A 17,359-nucleotide genomic window follows, 5' to 3' on the forward strand; every position below is an offset into this window, starting at 1 on the left:
ACGAAGTGGTGGGGCCTGTCGCCGGGCCTTGCCGATCCGGGCGGGATGGCGGCGGTGCGGCCGCCCTATCGTTGTGACCACCGCGAGTCATGCGTGTTGCAGCACGTTTCACACTGGACTTGCCCGGACATGAACGCTAGCGTGGACCAGATTTTTTGCCAGCAGGGGCTTCCATGAACAACGACGCTGCGCCCAAACAGCTCACTTTCCGCGCGGTGGTGCTTGCCATCGTGCTGGCGGTGATCCTGTCGGCGGCCAACGCCTACCTGGGTCTGTTCGCAGGCCTGACCATCGCCACCGCGATTCCCGCGGCCGTCATTTCGATGGGCGTGCTGCGCCTGCTCGGCGGCGGCACCATCCTTGAGAACAACATCGTCCAGACCGGCGCTTCGGCCGGCTCGTCGATCGCCGCCGGTGTGATCTTCACCATCCCCGCGCTGGTGATCATGGGCTACTGGCCGGACTTCAAGTACTGGTGGGTGCTGGGCATCGCCGGTCTGGGTGGCCTGCTGGGCGTGCTGTTCTCCGTGCCGCTGCGCCGGTCGATGATCGTCGAAGATCCGCTGCCCTTCCCGGAAGGCAAGGCGGCCGCCGAAGTGCTCAAGGCCGGTGAGAACCCGGGCCCGGGCCTGAAGATCCTCGCCGTGTCGGCCGTGATCGGCGCCTTCGTGAAGCTGGCGGCCGAAAGCGGTCTGCGCCTGATCCCGGATGCCTGGGCCACCTCGGCCTACGTGGGCAGCTCGAAGATCACCGCCTTCATCGGCACCAACCTGTCCCCGGCGCTGCTCGGCGTGGGGTACATCGTCGGTCTGAATGTCGGCATCGTGGTGGTGTCCGGCTCGATCCTGACCTGGCACATCGCCATTCCGCTGTACCAGGCGTTCTTCATGAACACCGATCCGGCGCTGGCGGCATCGATCGCCACGGCCGGCTCGACCGAGGCGGCATTCGCCATCTGGGGCGCGAAAATGCGTTACCTGGGCGTGGGCGCCATGCTGATCGGCGGCGTCTGGACCCTGATCTCGCTGCGCAAGTCGCTGCTCAATGGCGTCAAGAGCGGCTTCGCCGCTGCCCGCAAGAGCGGTGGCCCGGCGCTGGCGCACACCGAGCGCGACCTGCCGATGAAGTGGATGCTGGTGGCCCTGGTGGTGTTCACCCTGCCGCTGCTGGCGCTGTACCAGGCCATCGTGGGCCAGTGGCACGTGTCGATCCCGATGACCCTGATCATGATCGCCGCGGGCTTCCTGTTCGTCTCGGTCTCGGCCTACCTGGCCGGCCTGATCGGTTCGTCCAACAACCCGGTCTCGGGCATCACCATCTCCACCATCCTGTTCGCCTCGGCGGTGCTGGTGGTGCTGCTGGGCGCCGACGGCCTCAAGCCGGTCGGCGTTGGCGGGGCCCCGCTGGGTGCCGTGGCCGCGATCATGATCGGTGCCGTGGTGTGCTGCGCGGCGGCGGTCGGCGGTGACAACCTGCAGGATCTCAAGGCCGGTTACATCGTCGGCGCCACCCCGTGGAAGCAGCAGCTGATGCTGGGCATCGGCGCGTTCTCCTGCGCCCTGATCATGGCCCCGGTGCTGAACCTGCTGGCCACCGCCTACGGCATCGGCGTCAAGTCCGAGCTGCACCCCAATGCGCTGGCGGCGCCGCAGGCAAACCTGATGGCGTCGGTGGCCAAGGGCCTGTTCGGCGGCGAACTGCCGTGGACCTTCATCGGCATCGGTGCCGTGGTTGGCGCGGCGATCATCGCCTTCGACAGCTGGCTGAAGTCGCGCAACGCCCGCTTCCGCGTGCCGGTGCTGGCCGCCGCGATCGGTATCTACCTGCCGCTGGAGCTGATGGTGCCCATCTTCCTGGGCGGTCTGATCGCCTATCTGGTGGAGCGCTTCCACAAGGTGCGCGGCGACGACGAAGAAGGCCGCGACCGCGTGCACAAGCCGGGCGTGCTGTTTGCCGCTGGCCTGATCACCGGTGAAGCCCTGATGGGTATCGCCATTGCGGTTCCCATCGTGCTCAGCAGCCGCGCCGACGTGCTGGCGCTGCCGTTCCACCTGCCGGGCGCCCAGTGGATCGGCCTGGCCGTGCTGTTCCTGGTTGGCTGGCTGATCTACCGCACCGGCAAGCGCGCCGTCGGCAACGTGTAAGCCATCCTGGAGGGAGCCGGGCAGGGCCCGGCTCCCCCGCACGGGGTCGCGCGCAACGCGTGCCCCCACGGGTTTGCCGGATCTGGCCAAGCCCATGACCTGTGGCCTTTGCGTCTGGCCGGGCACCGCCTTTACCATCGGCGTTTTGCCGTCCCGCGGAGACCCCGATGAAACTTCGTTACGCCCTGCTGCCGTTGTGCCTGCTGACCGCGATGCCGTCGCTGGCAGCCACGCGCGGCCTGGATGTGCGCGACATGATCGCGCTGGATCGGGTCTCGGCCCCGCTGCTGACCGCCGACGGCGGCAAGGTCGTGTTCGCCAAGCGCGTGGTCGGTACGGACAGCAAGGCCAGCACCGGTCTGTACATCCGCGATCTGCGCACCCGTGACGCCGCACCGCCGAAGCCGCTGACCCCGGCCGGCTGGAACGTCAACTCCGCCGCGCTGTCCGGTGACGGCCAGACCGTGTACTTCCTGAGCGCCAAGGGCGGCAGCCAGCAGCTGTATGCCATGCCGACCGCCGGCGGCACGCCGCGCCAGCTCACCGATTTCCCGGTCGATGTGGACAGCTACCACGTGTCCCCGCAGGGCGACCGCGTGGCCTTCAGCAGCGGCGTGTTCCAGGCCTGCGGCTCGGACCTGGCCTGCACCAGCAAGAAGCTGGACGCGCACAAGGCGCGCAAGAACACCGGCGAAGTCTTCGACAACCTGTTCGTGCGCCATTGGGACACCTGGAACGATGGTCGCCGCAACACGCTGTTCGTGGCGCCGCTGCCGGCAGCCAAGGGCGCTGCGGTGAAGGGCGCCTCGGCGATCAGCGCCACGCTCGACGGCGATGCGCCGTCCAAGCCGTTCGGTGGCAATGACGACTTCACCTGGTCCCCGGACGGCACGTCCGTGGTCGCCGCGATCCGCGTGGCCGGCAAGCAGGAGCCGTGGTCCACCAACTTCGACCTGTACCGCCTGGACGCCGACGGCAAGCAGGCGCCGGTGAACCTCACCGCCGCCAACCCGGCCTGGGATGCCGGCCCGGTGTTCAGCGACGACGGCAAGACCCTGTACTACCGCGCCATGAAGCGCCCGGGCTTCGAAGCCGACCGCTTCGGCCTGATGGCGATGGACGTGGCCACCGGCAAGACCCGCGAGATCGCACCGAAGTGGGACCGCTCGGCCGGTGAGATCGTGCTGTCCGGCGACGGCAAGGGCATCTACACCTCGGCCGACGACATGGGCGAACACCGCCTGTTCCTGGTCGATATCGACAGTGGCGAGGCCGCGGTGATCGCCGAAGGCGGCAGCATCGGTTCGCCCACCCGTGGCGGTACCACCCTGGCCTACACCCGCAACAGCCTCAAGAGCGGCGACCAGATCGTGGTGGCGGCCTTTGATGGCGCCAACGAGCGCGAGATCACCCCGAGCGCCGGCCAGATGCTGCCCGACGTCGCCTTCGGCGACTACGAGCAGTTCCAGTTCAAGGGCTGGAACAACGACACCGTGCACGGTTACGTGGTCAAGCCGTACAACTACCAGGAAGGCAAGACCTACCCGGTGGCGTTCCTGATCCACGGCGGCCCGCAGGGCAGCTTCGGCAACGGCTGGAGCTACCGCTGGAACCCGCAGACCTACGCGGGCCAGGGCTACGCCGTGGTGATGATCGACTTCCACGGGTCCACCGGCTACGGCCAGGCCTTCACCGACGCGATCAGCCAGCATTGGGGCGACCGCCCGCTGGAAGACCTGCAGAAGGGCTGGGCGGCTGCGCAGAAGCAGTACCCGTTCCTCAACGGCGACAAGGCGTGTGCGCTGGGCGCCAGCTACGGCGGCTTCATGGTCAACTGGATCGCCGGCAACTGGAACGAGCCGTGGAAGTGCCTGGTCAACCATGACGGCGTGTTCGACCAGCGCATGATGGGCTACGCCACCGAGGAACTGTGGTTCACCGAGTGGGAGCAGGGCGGTACGCCGTACCAGAAGGCCGCGAACTACGAGAAGTTCAACCCGGTCAACCATGTTGCTGAGTGGAAGAAGCCGATCCTGGTGATCCACGGCCAGCTCGACTTCCGCATTCCGGTTGAACAGGGTCTGGCCGCGTTCACCGCTGCACAGCGCCAGGGGATCGAGTCCAAGTTCCTGTACTTCCCGGACGAAAACCACTGGGTGCTCAAGCCGCAGAACAGCGTGCAGTGGCACGACACCGTCAACGGCTGGTTGAAGCAGCACATCGGCGAATAAGGCCGATTGCAGCGCCGCCCTCCGGGGTGGCGCTTTTCATTGGTGCCGGCTGCTGGCCGGCAACCCCATCGACTCTGCGAGGTTGCCGGCCAGCGGCCGGCACTACCGGGATGCCCTCATGCCCCTGATCCAGAACGACATCGTCGTCTTTGGCCTGATCGCCGCCACCCTTGGCGCCGTGTTCTGGACCGCCTCGCGCCCGCGCGGGCTGTGGAAACACTTCTACGCCGTCGTGCCGGCCCTGCTGCTGTGCTACCTGATCCCCGGCATCTACAACACCGTGGGCCTCATCGACGGGCAGAACACGCGCCTGTACAACCCGGTCGCACGCGACGTCCTGCTGCCCGCCGCGCTGGTGCTGCTGACCCTGGCGGTGGACATCAAGGGCATCCTGCGGCTGGGCCCGAAACTCATCGCGATGTACCTCGGTGCCTCCTTCAGCATCATGCTCGGTGCAGTGGTCGCTTTCCTGTTGATGAAGTGGCTGCATCCGTCCACCGTTGCCGGCGACACCTGGGCCGGCATGGCGGCACTGGCCGGCAGTTGGATCGGCGGCGGCGCCAACATGCTGGCCATGCGTGAGGTGTTCGACGTCAATGCGACCACCTTCGGGCAGTTCGCCGTGGTCGATGTCGGCGTTGGCTACGTATGGATGGCGGTGCTGATCTTCATGGCCGGCCACGCGTCGAAGATCGACGCGGCCAGCGGGGCCGATACCTCGGCGATCGATGCGCTGAAGGTGCGCATCGAGAAGTTCCAGGCCGAACACGAACGCGTGGCCAGCCTGACCGACCTGATGCTGATCATCGCGGTCGCCTTCGGCACCGTCGGCCTGTCGCATGCCATCGCCGGGCCGGTATCGGCCTGGTTCAAGGGCCATGTCAGCTGGGCCTCGCAGTTCAGCCTCGACGCGCCGTTCGTGTGGGTCGTGGTCATCTCCACCACCTGCGGCCTGGCGCTGAGCTTCACCCGTGCCCGCAACCTCGAAGGCGCCGGTGCCTCCAAGCTCGGTTCGTTGCTGCTGTATTTCCTGATCGCGTGCATCGGCATGCAGATGGACCTGCTCGCGCTGCTGGAACGCCCGTGGCTGTTCCTGCTCGGCCTGATCTGGATCGCCGTGCACATCGTGCTGCTGTCGACGCTGGCGATCGTGCTGAAGGTGCCGTTCTTCTACTTCGCGATCGGCTCGCAATCCAACATCGGCGGTCCGGCGTCGGCACCGGTCGTGGCGAGCGCCTTCCATCCGTCGCTGGCCCCGGTTGGCGTACTGCTCGGTACGATGGGCTATGCCACCGGCACGTACCTGGCCTACATCGTCGGCATCACCCTGCGCGCGCTGGCAGGGCAGTAGGCGGCGACCAGGCGCCCTGGTGGCGCCCGACCGCTGGTCGGGCGACGGCGCGCAGCGGCGGGGTTTGCACTCGCCGGGATGCAATTGCCGGCCAGCGGCCGGCACTACCTGTGCCAAACGCCCTGGTAGCGCCCGACCGCTGGTCGGGCGACGGCGCGCAGCGGCGGGGTTTGCACCCGCCGGGATGCGATTGCCGGCCAGCGGCCGGCACTACCCGTGCGAAACGCCCTGGTAGCGCCCGACTGCTGGTCGGGCGACGGCGCGCAGCGCCGGGGTTTGCACCCGCCGGGATGCGATTGCCGGCCAGCGGCCGGCACTACTCGTGCGAAACGTCCTGGTAGCGCCCGACCGCTGGTCGGGCGGCGGCGCGCAGCGGCGGGGTTTGCACCCGCCGGGATGCGATTGCCGGCCAGCGGCCGGCACTACCTGTGCGGCATTCCGCGGCGGCAACCAAACGCTCTGGTAGCGCCCGACCTCTGGTCGGGCGACGGCGCGCAGCGCCGGGGTTTGCACCCACCGGGATGCGATTGCCGGCCAGCGGCCGGCACTACCTGTGCGAAACGCTCTGGTAGCGCCCGACCGCTGGTCGGGCGACGGCGCGCAGCGGCGGGGTTTGCGCGGACCGGGGTGCGATTGCCGGCCAGCGGCCGGCACTACCTGTGCTAAACGCCTTGGTAGCGCCCGACCGCTGGTCGGGCGGCGGCGCGCAGCGCCGGGGTTTGTACCCGCCGGGATGCGATTGCCGGCCAGCGGCCGGCACTACCCGTGCGAAACGCTCTGGTAGCGCCCGACCGCTGGTCGGGCGACGGCGCGCAGCGCCGGGGTTTGCACGAACGGGGATGCGATTGCCGGCCAGCGGCCGGCACTACCTGTGCTTCAGGCGGGGAGGAGGCCGCGTTCGACCAGCCAGGCTTTGGCGTCTTCCGCGTCCTGCTCGAACCACGCCTTCGTGGACCCCAGCCGATACGTGTACCCCCACGCATCCATGTCGGCCATCAGCCGATTACTGCCCACGCCCGGCAACTGCGCCGCCAGCACGATCTGCAGGTAGCAGGTGGCGTCTTCCTCGGGCACCGAATCGGTCGCATCCGTGTGCACCAGCGCGCGTCGCTCCGGTGGCAGCACGATCAGGTGGCAGGCCTCGTGCAGCATCGAGTGCACCGGCGTGTCGTCGCGCACGTACACATCGCTGCCGATGATGCCCGCCTCGGGCTCGCCCCAGTAGCTGCCCGGGATCGGCGCACCCGCCTCGACCCGATGCAGGCGCAGTGTGTGCGCCGCCAGCAGTGCGGCAGCGTCCTCGAAATGGATGTCGCCGACGCAGGTGACCTGCGGCTCGGCGTCGATGGCGACGTTGGTCATGCGGTATGAACAAAGTACGCCCCTTCCGCAGGGAAGGGGCGTTGTCGGTCAGGGCTGCTGCGGACCTTCCGGCAGCGCCACGGAGATATCCAGTACGTCATGCTCGCCGTCCTTGACCAGGTCCACCCTGACCGCGTCGGCGTCGATGTTGACGTACTTCTTGATCACTTCCAGCAGCTCGCGCTGCAGCAGCGGCAGGTAATCCGGGCCGCCACGGTGGCTGCGTTCCTGCGCGATGATGATCTGCAGGCGGTTCTTGGCCGTTTCGGCAGTGGTCTTCTTCCGGTTCAGGAAATCGAACAGTCCCATGCTTACCCTCCGAACAGCTTGCTGAAGAAGCCTTTCTTCTCCACGGTGGTGAAGCGCATCGGACGCTCTTCGCCGAGAATGCGGCCCACCGCATCTTCGTAGGCCTGACCCGCCGCCGATTCGGGGTCCAGGATCACCGGCTCGCCCTTGTTGGACGCGTTCAGCACGTCGCCCGATTCGGGCACCACGCCGATCGCCTTCAGGCCCAGCACTTCCTCGACGTCGGTGATGCTCAGCATCTCGCCACTTTCCACCCGTACCGGGCTGTAGCGCGTGAGCAGCAGGAACGCCGGCACGTTCTGGCCGGACTCGGCCTTGTGCGTCTTCGAATCCAGCAGGCCGATGATGCGGTCGGAGTCGCGCACCGACGACACTTCCGGATTCACCACCACCACCGCGCGGTCGGCGTAGTACATCGCCAGGAACGCACCCTTCTCGATGCCGGCCGGCGAGTCGCAGATGATGTAGTCGAAGCCGTCGGCGGCCAGGTCCTTGAGCACCTTGCCCACGCCTTCCTGGGTCAGCGCATCCTTGTCGCGGGTCTGCGAGGCAGCCAGCACGTACAGGTTGTCGAACCGCTTGTCCTTGATCAGCGACTGCTTGAGGGTCGCTTCGCCGTGCACGACATTGACGAAGTCGTACACCACGCGGCGCTCGCAGCCCATGATCAGGTCGAGGTTGCGCAGGCCGACGTCGAAGTCGATCACCGCCACCTTCTTGCCACGACGCGCCAGGCCGCAGGCCAGGCTTGCGCTGGTAGTGGTCTTGCCGACGCCGCCTTTGCCGGAGGTGACTACGATGATTTCAGCCAAAGGACTTCTCCTGATTCTTATATTTTGGGGGCTGCATCAGTCCAGCGCAGCGATCTTGATCTGGTCCTGTTCCAGCCACACCTGCACGGCCTTGCCGCGCAGGTTGTCCGGCACATCGTCCAGTACCTTGTAATGGCCGGCAATGGCGACCAGTTCAGCATGGAAATCACGGCAGAAAATGCGCGCCGTGGTATTGCCTTGGGCACCTGCCAGGGCGCGGCCCCGCAGCGTACCGTAGATATGGATGCTGCCGTCGGCGATGACTTCCGCGCCGGCACCAACCGTGGCCATCACGGTCAGGTCGCAGTTCTCGGCATACAGCTGCTGGCCGGAACGGACATTGCTGGTCTGCATGCGGCCGGGCTGCGGCGCACCGCCGGCCGGCGGTGCGGCAACCGGTGCCGGCGTGGCGGCAGCCGCCGCACGGCTGCGCCGCGGCGGTTCCGGTGCCGGCGGCGGGGCCACGGGTTCAGCCTCGGCGCGCTCGTACTGCGCGCGGAACTTGGCCAGCAAAGGCAGGCCAAGCTGCTGGGACAGCAGGTCGGTCTCGGTGGTGCCGTAGGCCAGCGCCACCGGCAGCACGCCGGCGCCACGCAGGCCGTCGAGCAGCGCCCGGGCCGTGGTCACGTCGGGCATCTGGCTCAGGCCACCGAAGTCCAGGATCACCGCGGCGCGCCCGAACAGCTTGGGCGCGCGTGCCACGCGGTCATGCATTTCACGGGTGAGACGTTCAACGTCGAGGGTGCGGATGCGCAGGTTGGCGATGCCGACCTGGCCGATCTTCAGTTCCCCGGCCTGTTCAAAATCCATGTTCGCTGCCACCAATCAGGTCCCCGTCGGCCGTTGTGCGCGCAGCGGCTCGCGACGATGGCCCACCCAGGGCACGTCGGGCAGCTGGTCGCCGTAGGTGTCGTGCACCCACTGGTAACTGCACAGGTCCTTGAGCAGCATGCTGGCGCGCACGTCCACGTGCGACATGGTGTTCTGCCCGACCTCGCGGAAGCCGAAGCTGCCGTGGAAGAGCAGGGCGGCATCGGCGCCGTGGTCGAGGAACACCTCGCAGGTCATCTGCGGGTAGCGCAGCTCGGCGTAGCTCTGTGCATCGGCATAGAACGCCCGACCGACGCCACCGCCACGACGGCGGCTGGCGACCACGATGCGGTCGATGTAGAAGAAGCCGGTGCCCAGGTGCTGCTTGAACCAGGCGAAGTTGGTGCTGTCGTGCTGGCTCTCGCTGCCGAAGCCGATCAGGAAACCGGCCAGGTTGCCGTCGCGCTCGGCGACGCGGAAATATTCAGCGGTTTCGTAGAACAGACGCAGTCGCGCGGCATCCAGCGGCAGGATGGCCAGGCCGGCGTTGTTGTTCAGGGCCAGGACGGAATCGAGCTCGTGCTCGCGCACGTCGCGGATGACAATCGACATTGTGACTCCGTGGGGTAACGCGGTCGGCCCATCGAGGGGCCCTGCGCCGGATTATTGCATGGGTGGCCGCCCCCCGCGAGCCGGCGGCCATGACTTATGTCCGGGTGCAGGGGCGCAGGTTCAGCCTAAGATGCATCCATGTTGGGATACCTCAGCCAAACCCGAGTACTGCGACTGGCCGGCCTGTTCACCTGGGTCATGCTCGGCTTGCCGTTGGTGTACTCCCAGTACGAAGCCCTGATCCGCCACAGCGGCGGGGTGGATCTGTTCGCCGTGCTGCTGTTCGTGGCCTACCTGGCATTCGGCGGCGGCTACCTGTGGCTCACCCGTGGCCTGCGCCACGGCGGGCACTCGGCCTGGTACGACCGCGCGATCCTGGTCCTGCTGACCGTCTCGGCGCTGGGGGTGAGCTTCCTCAGCGGCTCGGGCCTGGGCAGCATCCTGATGATGGTGGCGGCCGGGGTGATTCCGTGGATGCTGCCGGCGCGGGTGGGGGTGATCTGGCTGCTGCTCAGCCAGCTCGCGGTGGCCCCGGTCTACTACCTGTTTCTGCCGTTCTCGCTGTTCGAGGCGGTGATGCAGTCGCTGCTGTATGGCGGCTTCTCCATGTTCATCTTCGTGACCAGCCTGGTTGCCCGGCAGCAGACCGACGCCCGCGAGGAACAGCGCCGGCTCAACACCGAACTGCGCGCCACCCGCGTGCTGCTGGCCGAGAGCGCGCGCGTCAACGAGCGCACCCGCATCTCGCGCGAGCTGCACGACCTGCTCGGCCACCACCTCACCGCGCTCAGCCTGAACCTGGAAGTGGCCGGCCACATCACCGAGGGCCAGGCCCAGGAGCACGTGCACCAGGCCCATACCCTGGCCAAGCTGCTGCTGACCGATGTGCGCGAGGCGGTCAGCCAGCTGCGCGACAGCGGCGCGATCGACCTCGCTGCGGCCCTGCGCCCGTTGACCGAGCAGGTGCCGTCGCTGGCCATCCACCTGGACATCGAAGAACCGCTGAGCGTGGAAGACCCCGAGCGCGCCCATGTGCTGCTGCGCTGCACCCAGGAAATCATCACCAATGCCGTGCGCCATGCGCACGCCCGCAACCTGTGGATCCGCGTGCGCCGGGAGGCGCCGGGCATGGTGGTGCTGCAGGCGCATGATGACGGGGTGGGGGCCGACGGCATCGTTGTCGGCAATGGCTTGCGCGGGATGCGCGAACGCCTGCAACAATGCGGCGGAGAGCTGCAGATTGAAACCCGCCGGGGACAGGGCTTCCGCCTGTGCGCCTCGGTCCCCGGCGTGCCAGTGCTGATGCTGGGTGCCATCCTGGAAGGAGTGCGTTGATGATTCGCGTCTGCCTGGTCGACGACCAAACCCTGGTGCGGCAGGGGATCCGCTCGCTGCTGGCGCTCGACGATGGCATCGAGGTGGTCGCCGAGGCCGCCGACGGCCGCCAGGCGGTGGAGGTGGTCCCGCAGGTACGGCCCGACGTGGTGCTGATGGACATGCGCATGCCGGTGATGTCCGGGCTGGAAGCGCTGCAGATGCTGTCGCGCCTGAACCAGTTGCCGCCCACCATCATCCTGACCACCTTCGATGACGACCAGCTGGTGCTGGCCGGGCTGAAGGCCGGTGCCAAGGGCTACCTGCTCAAGGACGTCACCCTGGAGCAGCTGGTCGGGGCGATCCGGACGGTGGCCGACGGGGGCTCGCTGGTGCAGCCGGCGGTGACCCAGCGCCTGCTGTCCGGGCTGGAGCACATGCGCAACGAATTCGTCAGCCTGGACCGCCCCGATCCGCTGACCGACCGCGAGACCGAGATCCTGCGGCTGATGGCCAGTGGCTTCTCCAACAAGGAGATCGCCAATTCCCTGGGCGTGGCCGAGGGCACCATCAAGAACCACGTGTCCAACATCCTGTCCAAGCTCGGCGTGCGCGACCGCACCCGGGCGGTGTTGAAGGCCTTCGAACTCCAACTGGTCTGAGGCGCTCGGCGAAAACATTCACGGATGGCCGAAACGCTTGCGGCACAAGGGATGTGGTGGGGTGATGAGGCTTTTTCGCCGAATCCGGCAAAGAAATATCGCCCATCCCCTACGTGCTGACACCCGCGATGCGCTATCTTTCCGCTCCTTGTCTATGCAAAACCGCTGCCGGCATGGAAACCGGTGCGCCAATCCTGATCAACAACACCCGCGAAGCCTGCTAGGATTGGCGCTTCGCTTCAATCAACCCGGCCGTGGGATCGGCCCCGGAGACTCCTGAATGACCCGTATTATCGAGTTCCTGATCGCCTTGGGGATCGTGGCTGGCCTGTTCGTCATCATTGGCGTATGTCTGCCGGGCGAGCGCCATATTTCCGAAAGCATCGAGACCAACCGCAAGATGACGATCGTGTTCGACACGGTCAACAGCCTGCGCCGCTTCAAGGACTGGAACCCGCTGCTGCTGCGCGATCCCGCCGTTGAACTGAAGCACTCCGGCCCTGCGGCCGGCGTGGGTGCCCGCCTGGACTACGCCTCCAAGGAAAGCTCCCTGGGCCAGGGTAGCTGGGTGATCACCGAGTCCGAGCAGAACAAGCACGTGGCGATCGCGATCGAGGACCCGAGCAAGGGCCACGACAAGACCACCAGCTTCACCCTCGAGCCGACCGGCAAGGGTGGCCGCAACGTCAAGATCACGCAGGACTACAGCGTCAAGTACGGCTTCAACCTGTTCGGTCGTTATGCCGGCCTGTACGTCAGCCGCCACATCGGCGATGACCTGAAGCTGGGCCTGAGCCGCATGGCCAACATGCTGGCCACCGTGCCGAACGTTGACTACCGCACTGCCGAAGCCCCGTTGAACGACCTGGCCATCGTGGATGTCCCGGCCGAAGACCTGCTGGTCGTCACCGCCGGCAACGTCGATCGCGGTCAGGAAACCATCACCAAGTCGATCCACGACAACCAGGAATGGATCAAGCGCGTGATGGAGGCCAACAACCTCGAAGCCGCCGGTCCGCTGCGCATCATCACCACCGACTTCGGTCAGGAAAAGTACGCCTTCGACGTGGCCCAGCCGGTCAAGAAGAAGGGTGCTGAAGCGGCTTCGGCCGAGGCCCTGACGGTGAAGATCGACGGTGGTGCCCCGGTCAAGTACGTGCACGTTGCCCCGCACCGCTCGGCCCACGCCACCTACACCGGCCACATGGCAGGCCTGGACGTGGCGCGCAACGCCCTGCGTGCCTGGACCGTCACCGCTGGCAATGAAGTGATCGACCGTCCGTACGAATCCTGGAATGGTGGTGTGGACAAGTCCTTCACCCCGGAAGGTACGTATGACATCTACTGGGCCGTCAAGTAATCCGACGGTTGCCGTGATGTAACGCACGACGAAAACGCGCCGCTTCCTGCGGCGCGTTTTTTTTTGCCGCTCCGCTGCCGGAGCCTTGTCTGGAAGGATGGAAGGATGCTCAACCTCGAACGACGCGCGCGCAAACCCTCGCTGCTGGCCTGCCTGGGCGGACTGCTGGCGGCTGCGGCCGTGGGCCTGTCGGCCTATGCATCGCACGGCATCGCCGAACCGCTGGCGCAGTCGCACGTCAACACCGCCGCGCTGTTCGCCTTCGGGCATGGCGTGGCGCTGGCCGCGCTGGGAGCGGCCCAGCACAACCGGGTCGGCAAGCTGGCGCTGTATGTGCTGCTGCTCGGCACGCTGCTGTTCTCCGGCAGCCTGGTGGCGGGGGCGTTGTGGCAGTTCCGCACCGGTCTGGCGCCGGTCGGTGGCAGCGCGCTGATGCTGGGGTGGGTGGTGTATGCCTTCAATGCCCTGAGGCGTTGAGGTGCCGCGCTTCCGCCGCGGTTTCGATGTGGAGGAGGCCCACGCCTGGCTGAGCCGGCGTGACCGTCGCCTGGGCGCATGGATGAAACGGCTCGGACCGATCGAGCCGCCGCCGGGCTGGGGGCGCTCGTTCGATCCGGTCGATGCGCTGGCGCGGGCGATCCTGTTCCAGCAGCTCAGCGGCAAGGCGGCGTCCACCATCGTGGGCCGGGTGGAAACGGCGATCGGCAGCCAGCGGCTGCATGCCGATACCCTGGCGCGTATCGATGACCCCGGCCTGCGCACGTGCGGGGTGTCGGGCAACAAGGCGCTGGCGCTGCGCGACCTGGCGCGGCGCGAAGCCGCTGGCGAGATTCCCGACCTGCGCCGGATGTCGGTGATGGACCACGACGCGATCATTGCCGCGCTGGTGCCGATCCGCGGCATCGGCCGCTGGACGGTGGAGATGATGCTGATGTTCCGCCTTGGCCGGCCGGACATCCTGCCGATCGACGACCTCGGCGTGCGCAAGGGCGCCCAGCGCGTGGACAAGGCCGCGCTGATGCCGACCCCGAAGGAACTGCAGGCGCGCGGCGAAGCGTGGGGCCCGTTCCGGACCTACGCCAGTCTGTACCTGTGGCGGATCGCCGATTTCACCGACGCGCCGAAACCGCCCACCAACCGTTCACAGGACTGAGCACGGTGGGTCAGTCCAGCGTCGGCGTCCTCGGCGCGAACGCCGGGTCGTCGCTGAGCCGCCGCGGCGGATGGCGTTGTTCCTGCTTGAGATGATGGTGGTAGTGGAACGTGGCCATCGTGCCGCGCACCATGAACACGCTCACCACCGCCATCCAGGCCAGGCCCGGCAGGCTCAGGCCGTCGCCGACGACCATCAGGAATACCTTGCCCGCCAGGTAGTAGGCCAGCAGCAGGCAGGCGGCCACCCGGCTGGCGCGCAGGACGCCCCAGGACAGCCCGATCTGGATGCAGGCATCGACCAGGAAGACCGCCGCCGCCAATGACATGCCGATGCGGCCGACCGGTGTGTCGAGATTCACCCGGATGACGTCCTGCAGGCGATACACCACCATCCCCAGCGTCACTACCGCCAGGATCGCGCCCAGTGCCGCCATGTGCCGGATCGGCGAGGTGATCGCGTGGGGTGCGTGATCCCACGCCCGGCGCGGCGTGGCCGCCTGCGTGGTTGCGCCGACCTGATATGGGCTGTTGTCGTCCATGATCCAGCTCCCCTGACTGACCCCGAAGACTAATCGCCCGCCGGACGCCAGCACCAGTGCCAGGGTTCGTAGACGATGCCGTGTGGATTGTCGCGTGGGTAGCTCAGCTGGAAGCCGGATGCGGCCGCGTGCGCGGTCAGCCAGGCGAAGGCAGCGGTCGCCTCGAAGCTCTCTTCTGCCGGCGGTTCGCCCGGGCTGGCGATGTCCAGCGCGCGACCGCTGTGGTGCTCGCTGTAGCCCGGTGCTGCGTTGACGGTGAGGATATCGGCCACGGCCAGTCCACGCGCGCGTTTGCGCTCGAAAATGCCGAGCTGGTAATCGTGGCTGCGATAGCCGGAGATGGCCTCCAGTACGATCCCGTCGGCGGCGGCCTGGGCGCGCATGCGCTGCCAGCTGCGCGCCGCGCGATGGTGCAGCCACAACGGGCGACGGTAGCGGTCGCGGCCGGCGAACTGCAGCCGTGCCGGTTCGGCTTCCAGTGCCAGCCCGGTAGTGCGCTCGTAGGCTTGCGCATCGACCCCGAGCTGCGCCAGGCGCAGTGCCAGCCCGTGCAGGGGCAGCAGCGCATCGAGATCATGCGCACGCTCGCGCCCGGTGAGGTGCTGTTCGAGCGCATCCAGCGCCGCATCGATGCCGGGTTCGCGCATCAGTCGCGGCACCAGTGGCAGCACGCCCTGCGCGGATACCGCCGCCAGGTAGCGGCCATCACGCTTGCGCCGCAACACCGTGTGGGCATTCGCCAAGGCACGCGCATCGGCGTTGCCGCGTGCGCGCAGCAGGCCGCCGGGCCACAGTTCGATCTCGGCGGTATTGATCAGCAGGGCAGGGGATCGGCGCATGTGCCCAGCTTAGTGCGTGGCCGCAGGCCCGGCCAGCGCCTGCAGTGCCTCCAGCAGGGCGCGGGGCTGTTCGGGGCTGAGCAGCAGCGCGCTGCCGTCGTGCAGGGGGAGGTACAGCGCGCGACTGGCGTCGGTGAGCAGGCAGAACGCACGCGTGCCGTCGCGCAGCCGGTAGTGCCCGGCGTTGAAGCCGGGCACGCCGTAGCCGTTGAGCATCCTGCGCGGCCGGAGCGTGTCATGCTCGGCCAGGTCCACCACCCGCGCCTTGCCCAGCACCATTTCCTGCACTGCTACCCGCCTGCGGTAGAAGGTGGCCAGCACGTCCAGCGTGCTGCCCTGCAGGCCGATGCGGCGGCGGAAAAACGCTGCCGTCAGCGCCGCCAGCAGAAGCGCCAGGAACGGCACGGTCAACGCCAGTTCGTGCGCGGTGCGCTGGTCGGACTGCAGCGTGCTGGCCACGATCACCCCTGCGCAGCCGAGCAGCGGCACCCACAGCCACAGCAGCCGCCACACCGCTGCAGGGGCCACCGCGAAGGTGCGGGCGGCAGGGAGTGCCGCGCTCACGGCTGTGCTCCGATCCACCGGGCCACGTCATCGATCAGCGGCGCTGCCACGTGGCCGGGCCGGGTGTATTCCTTCAGCGATCCCGGACCTTCGCCGGCGATGCCGAGGTGATTCAGTGCCGGGTAGTCGCGGAAGGTGACCGCACGTTGCCGTGCCAGCCCGCGCCTCCACAGCTGCCAGTCGGTATCCACCACCTGGAAGTCGCGCCCGCCCTGCAGCAGCAGGATCGGCTGCGCCAATGCGCGCGCGTCGGCAACCGGATCGATCGCCTCGAACGACTGCCAGTACCGCGCTGGCTGGCCCAGCGGCAGGTCGGCGGCGGCGGCCGGTGCCGTGCCACGCGCGGCGGCGATCTGCGCATCGAGCTTGTCCAGGAAGGCCTGCTCATCGGCACTGATCTGGCCGTCCAGACCCAGCAGGTAGCGGTTCTGTTCGGGCAGCAGGGTGAGCAGCGAGCGCGCCGGTGCGGACCACAGCACCACCCCGGCGACCTTGCCCGAGTGGCTGGCGATGCGCGGGGCCAGCATGCCGCCCTGGCTGTGGCCCATCACGTACAGGTGCCGCGGATCGATACCGGCGGTAGCGGCCAGCGCCGCGATGGCGGCCACCGCATCGTCGGTGGTTTCATCGTCCACGGTGTAGTCGGTACCGCTGAAATCCTGCGGACGGGCGTGGGTACGCTTGTCGTAACGCAGGACGGCGATGCCCTGCGCCGCCAATCCGCGCGCCACGTCCAGGAAGGGCCGGTTGGCGCCGATGGTTTCATCGCGGTCCTGTGGACCGGAGCCATGCACCAGCACTACCGCGCGGAACGGCCCCGTGCCGGCGGGCATGGCCAGCGTGCCGGGAAGGGTGCCCCGGGTGGTGGGAACCTGCAGCGGCTGCTCGCGATAACCGGCACCGGCAGGCACGTCCGGGGCGGGCGCCGCAGGCGTGGCGGCGGGCCGGAAGGTCAGCCCGGCGACACGGCCGGCCGCATCCACGGCCACCTGCGCATCGACCGTGCCGGCGGCGAACTGCAGGGGCTGCACGACAACCTGCATGCCCTGGTGGGCGGTCACCCGCGCCGCGCCGCGGCCGCGCGGTTCGCCGAAGGACTGCCACAGCGCCTGCAGCGTGGCCGCGGGTGCGGCCTTGGCCAGTTCCGGCGTGAACAGCGCCTCGGCCGCCTGCGCATCACCGGCCTGCAGCCGGTCCAGCAGGGCGGTGGCGGTCTGTTCCGGCGGCGCGGCCGCGGCCGCCAGCGCCAGGCTGGCGACCATCAGGGCGGCGCCGCGAAGGAGCGTCGTGCGCAT

General features: G+C 68.0%; 17 protein-coding genes. 8 read left to right on the plus strand and 9 right to left on the minus strand.

Annotated elements, in window-relative coordinates:
* Window positions 1–173 precede the first annotated feature (173 nt).
* From ACLB90_RS15265 to ACLB90_RS15275, 3 genes are all read left to right on the plus strand, one after another.
* On the plus strand, window positions 174–2,144 hold the full coding sequence (locus ACLB90_RS15265; protein WP_411850258.1) for an OPT family oligopeptide transporter: 1,971 nt from the start codon (window positions 174–176) through the stop codon (window positions 2,142–2,144).
* 167 nt (window positions 2,145–2,311) lie between these two features.
* Window positions 2,312–4,375, plus strand: a complete 2,064-nt coding sequence (locus tag ACLB90_RS15270) for a prolyl oligopeptidase family serine peptidase (RefSeq protein WP_411850259.1) — start codon at window positions 2,312–2,314, stop codon at window positions 4,373–4,375.
* A gap of 118 nt (window positions 4,376–4,493) precedes the next feature.
* On the plus strand, window positions 4,494–5,726 hold the full coding sequence (locus ACLB90_RS15275) for a DUF819 domain-containing protein (RefSeq protein ID WP_411850260.1): 1,233 nt from the start codon (window positions 4,494–4,496) through the stop codon (window positions 5,724–5,726).
* 876 nt (window positions 5,727–6,602) lie between these two features.
* Here ACLB90_RS15275 and ACLB90_RS15280 read toward each other — a convergent pair.
* Genes ACLB90_RS15280 through ACLB90_RS15300 form a run of 5 tightly spaced genes read right to left on the minus strand, consistent with a single transcriptional unit; the run spans window position 6,603 to window position 9,631 of the window.
* Window positions 6,603–7,088, minus strand: a complete 486-nt coding sequence (locus ACLB90_RS15280) for a hypothetical protein (RefSeq protein ID WP_411850261.1) — start codon at window positions 7,086–7,088, stop codon at window positions 6,603–6,605.
* Between the two features lie 48 nt (window positions 7,089–7,136).
* Entirely contained in the window at window positions 7,137–7,397 is a 261-nt protein-coding gene (minE, locus tag ACLB90_RS15285; protein ID WP_228886285.1) for a cell division topological specificity factor MinE, read from the minus strand.
* 2 nt (window positions 7,398–7,399) lie between these two features.
* Window positions 7,400–8,209, minus strand: a complete 810-nt coding sequence (minD, locus tag ACLB90_RS15290; RefSeq protein WP_411850262.1) for a septum site-determining protein MinD — start codon at window positions 8,207–8,209, stop codon at window positions 7,400–7,402.
* Between the two features lie 36 nt (window positions 8,210–8,245).
* Window positions 8,246–9,019, minus strand: coding sequence for a septum site-determining protein MinC (minC, locus tag ACLB90_RS15295; RefSeq protein WP_411850263.1), 774 nt, complete (start codon window positions 9,017–9,019; stop codon window positions 8,246–8,248).
* Window positions 9,020–9,034: 15 nt separating this feature from the next.
* The gene (locus ACLB90_RS15300; RefSeq protein ID WP_411850264.1) at window positions 9,035–9,631 is read right to left on the minus strand and encodes a GNAT family N-acetyltransferase; all 597 of its coding nucleotides are present in this window, start codon (window positions 9,629–9,631) and stop codon (window positions 9,035–9,037) included.
* 138 nt (window positions 9,632–9,769) lie between these two features.
* Between ACLB90_RS15300 and ACLB90_RS15305 the strand changes: the two genes are divergently transcribed.
* The 5 genes from ACLB90_RS15305 (at window position 9,770) to ACLB90_RS15325 (ending at window position 14,120) form a co-directional block, all read left to right on the plus strand.
* Window positions 9,770–10,966, plus strand: coding sequence for a sensor histidine kinase (locus ACLB90_RS15305; RefSeq protein ID WP_411850265.1), 1,197 nt, complete (start codon window positions 9,770–9,772; stop codon window positions 10,964–10,966).
* Window positions 10,966–11,607: a response regulator gene (locus tag ACLB90_RS15310; protein ID WP_411850266.1), complete on the plus strand. Its 642-nt coding sequence runs from the start codon at window positions 10,966–10,968 to the stop codon at window positions 11,605–11,607. Before ACLB90_RS15305 ends, ACLB90_RS15310 begins: the two co-directional genes overlap by 1 nt.
* 280 nt (window positions 11,608–11,887) lie before the next feature.
* Window positions 11,888–12,967: an SRPBCC family protein gene (locus ACLB90_RS15315; RefSeq protein ID WP_411850267.1), complete on the plus strand. Its 1,080-nt coding sequence runs from the start codon at window positions 11,888–11,890 to the stop codon at window positions 12,965–12,967.
* Between the two features lie 105 nt (window positions 12,968–13,072).
* Window positions 13,073–13,444: a DUF423 domain-containing protein gene (locus tag ACLB90_RS15320; RefSeq protein ID WP_411850268.1), complete on the plus strand. Its 372-nt coding sequence runs from the start codon at window positions 13,073–13,075 to the stop codon at window positions 13,442–13,444.
* Between the two features lies 1 nt (window position 13,445).
* Window positions 13,446–14,120 carry a DNA-3-methyladenine glycosylase family protein gene (locus ACLB90_RS15325; protein WP_411850269.1) on the plus strand — a complete coding sequence of 225 codons (675 nt, stop codon included), beginning with the start codon at window positions 13,446–13,448 and terminating at the stop codon, window positions 14,118–14,120.
* 10 nt (window positions 14,121–14,130) lie between these two features.
* Here ACLB90_RS15325 and ACLB90_RS15330 read toward each other — a convergent pair whose 3' ends face one another.
* Genes ACLB90_RS15330 through ACLB90_RS15345 form a run of 4 tightly spaced genes read right to left on the minus strand, consistent with a single transcriptional unit; the run spans window position 14,131 to window position 17,359 of the window.
* A complete protein-coding gene (locus tag ACLB90_RS15330; protein WP_411850270.1) occupies window positions 14,131–14,661 on the minus strand; it encodes a hypothetical protein in 531 nt (176 codons plus the stop codon).
* Window positions 14,662–14,690: 29 nt separating this feature from the next.
* The gene (locus ACLB90_RS15335) at window positions 14,691–15,500 is read right to left on the minus strand and encodes a M15 family metallopeptidase (protein WP_411850271.1); all 810 of its coding nucleotides are present in this window, start codon (window positions 15,498–15,500) and stop codon (window positions 14,691–14,693) included.
* Between the two features lie 9 nt (window positions 15,501–15,509).
* Window positions 15,510–16,064 carry a PH domain-containing protein gene (locus ACLB90_RS15340; protein WP_411850272.1) on the minus strand — a complete coding sequence of 185 codons (555 nt, stop codon included), beginning with the start codon at window positions 16,062–16,064 and terminating at the stop codon, window positions 15,510–15,512.
* Entirely contained in the window at window positions 16,061–17,359 is a 1,299-nt protein-coding gene (locus tag ACLB90_RS15345) for an alpha/beta fold hydrolase (RefSeq protein ID WP_411850273.1), read from the minus strand. Before ACLB90_RS15345 ends, ACLB90_RS15340 begins: the two co-directional genes overlap by 4 nt.

This window comes from Stenotrophomonas sp. LGBM10 (assembly GCF_046736075.1).
In the GTDB taxonomy this organism is placed as follows: domain Bacteria; phylum Pseudomonadota; class Gammaproteobacteria; order Xanthomonadales; family Xanthomonadaceae; genus Stenotrophomonas.

Excerpts from the sequence above, each read along its gene's own strand:
- ACLB90_RS15305 (WP_411850265.1), top strand. The coding sequence starts at position 9,770 with ATGTTGGGATACCTCAGCCAAACCCGAGTACTGCGACTGGCCGGCCTG.
- ACLB90_RS15265 (WP_411850258.1), top strand. The coding sequence starts at position 174 with ATGAACAACGACGCTGCGCCCAAACAGCTCACTTTCCGCGCGGTGGTG.
- minE (WP_228886285.1), bottom strand. The coding sequence starts at position 7,397 with ATGGGACTGTTCGATTTCCTGAACCGGAAGAAGACCACTGCCGAAACG.
- ACLB90_RS15270 (WP_411850259.1), top strand. The coding sequence starts at position 2,312 with ATGAAACTTCGTTACGCCCTGCTGCCGTTGTGCCTGCTGACCGCGATG.
- ACLB90_RS15280 (WP_411850261.1), bottom strand. The coding sequence starts at position 7,088 with ATGACCAACGTCGCCATCGACGCCGAGCCGCAGGTCACCTGCGTCGGC.
- ACLB90_RS15335 (WP_411850271.1), bottom strand. The coding sequence starts at position 15,500 with ATGCGCCGATCCCCTGCCCTGCTGATCAATACCGCCGAGATCGAACTG.
- ACLB90_RS15320 (WP_411850268.1), top strand. The coding sequence starts at position 13,073 with ATGCTCAACCTCGAACGACGCGCGCGCAAACCCTCGCTGCTGGCCTGC.
- ACLB90_RS15330 (WP_411850270.1), bottom strand. The coding sequence starts at position 14,661 with ATGGACGACAACAGCCCATATCAGGTCGGCGCAACCACGCAGGCGGCC.
- ACLB90_RS15275 (WP_411850260.1), top strand. The coding sequence starts at position 4,494 with ATGCCCCTGATCCAGAACGACATCGTCGTCTTTGGCCTGATCGCCGCC.
- ACLB90_RS15300 (WP_411850264.1), bottom strand. The coding sequence starts at position 9,631 with ATGTCGATTGTCATCCGCGACGTGCGCGAGCACGAGCTCGATTCCGTC.
- minC (WP_411850263.1), bottom strand. The coding sequence starts at position 9,019 with ATGGATTTTGAACAGGCCGGGGAACTGAAGATCGGCCAGGTCGGCATC.
- ACLB90_RS15315 (WP_411850267.1), top strand. The coding sequence starts at position 11,888 with ATGACCCGTATTATCGAGTTCCTGATCGCCTTGGGGATCGTGGCTGGC.
- ACLB90_RS15345 (WP_411850273.1), bottom strand. The coding sequence starts at position 17,359 with ATGCGCACGACGCTCCTTCGCGGCGCCGCCCTGATGGTCGCCAGCCTG.
- ACLB90_RS15310 (WP_411850266.1), top strand. The coding sequence starts at position 10,966 with ATGATTCGCGTCTGCCTGGTCGACGACCAAACCCTGGTGCGGCAGGGG.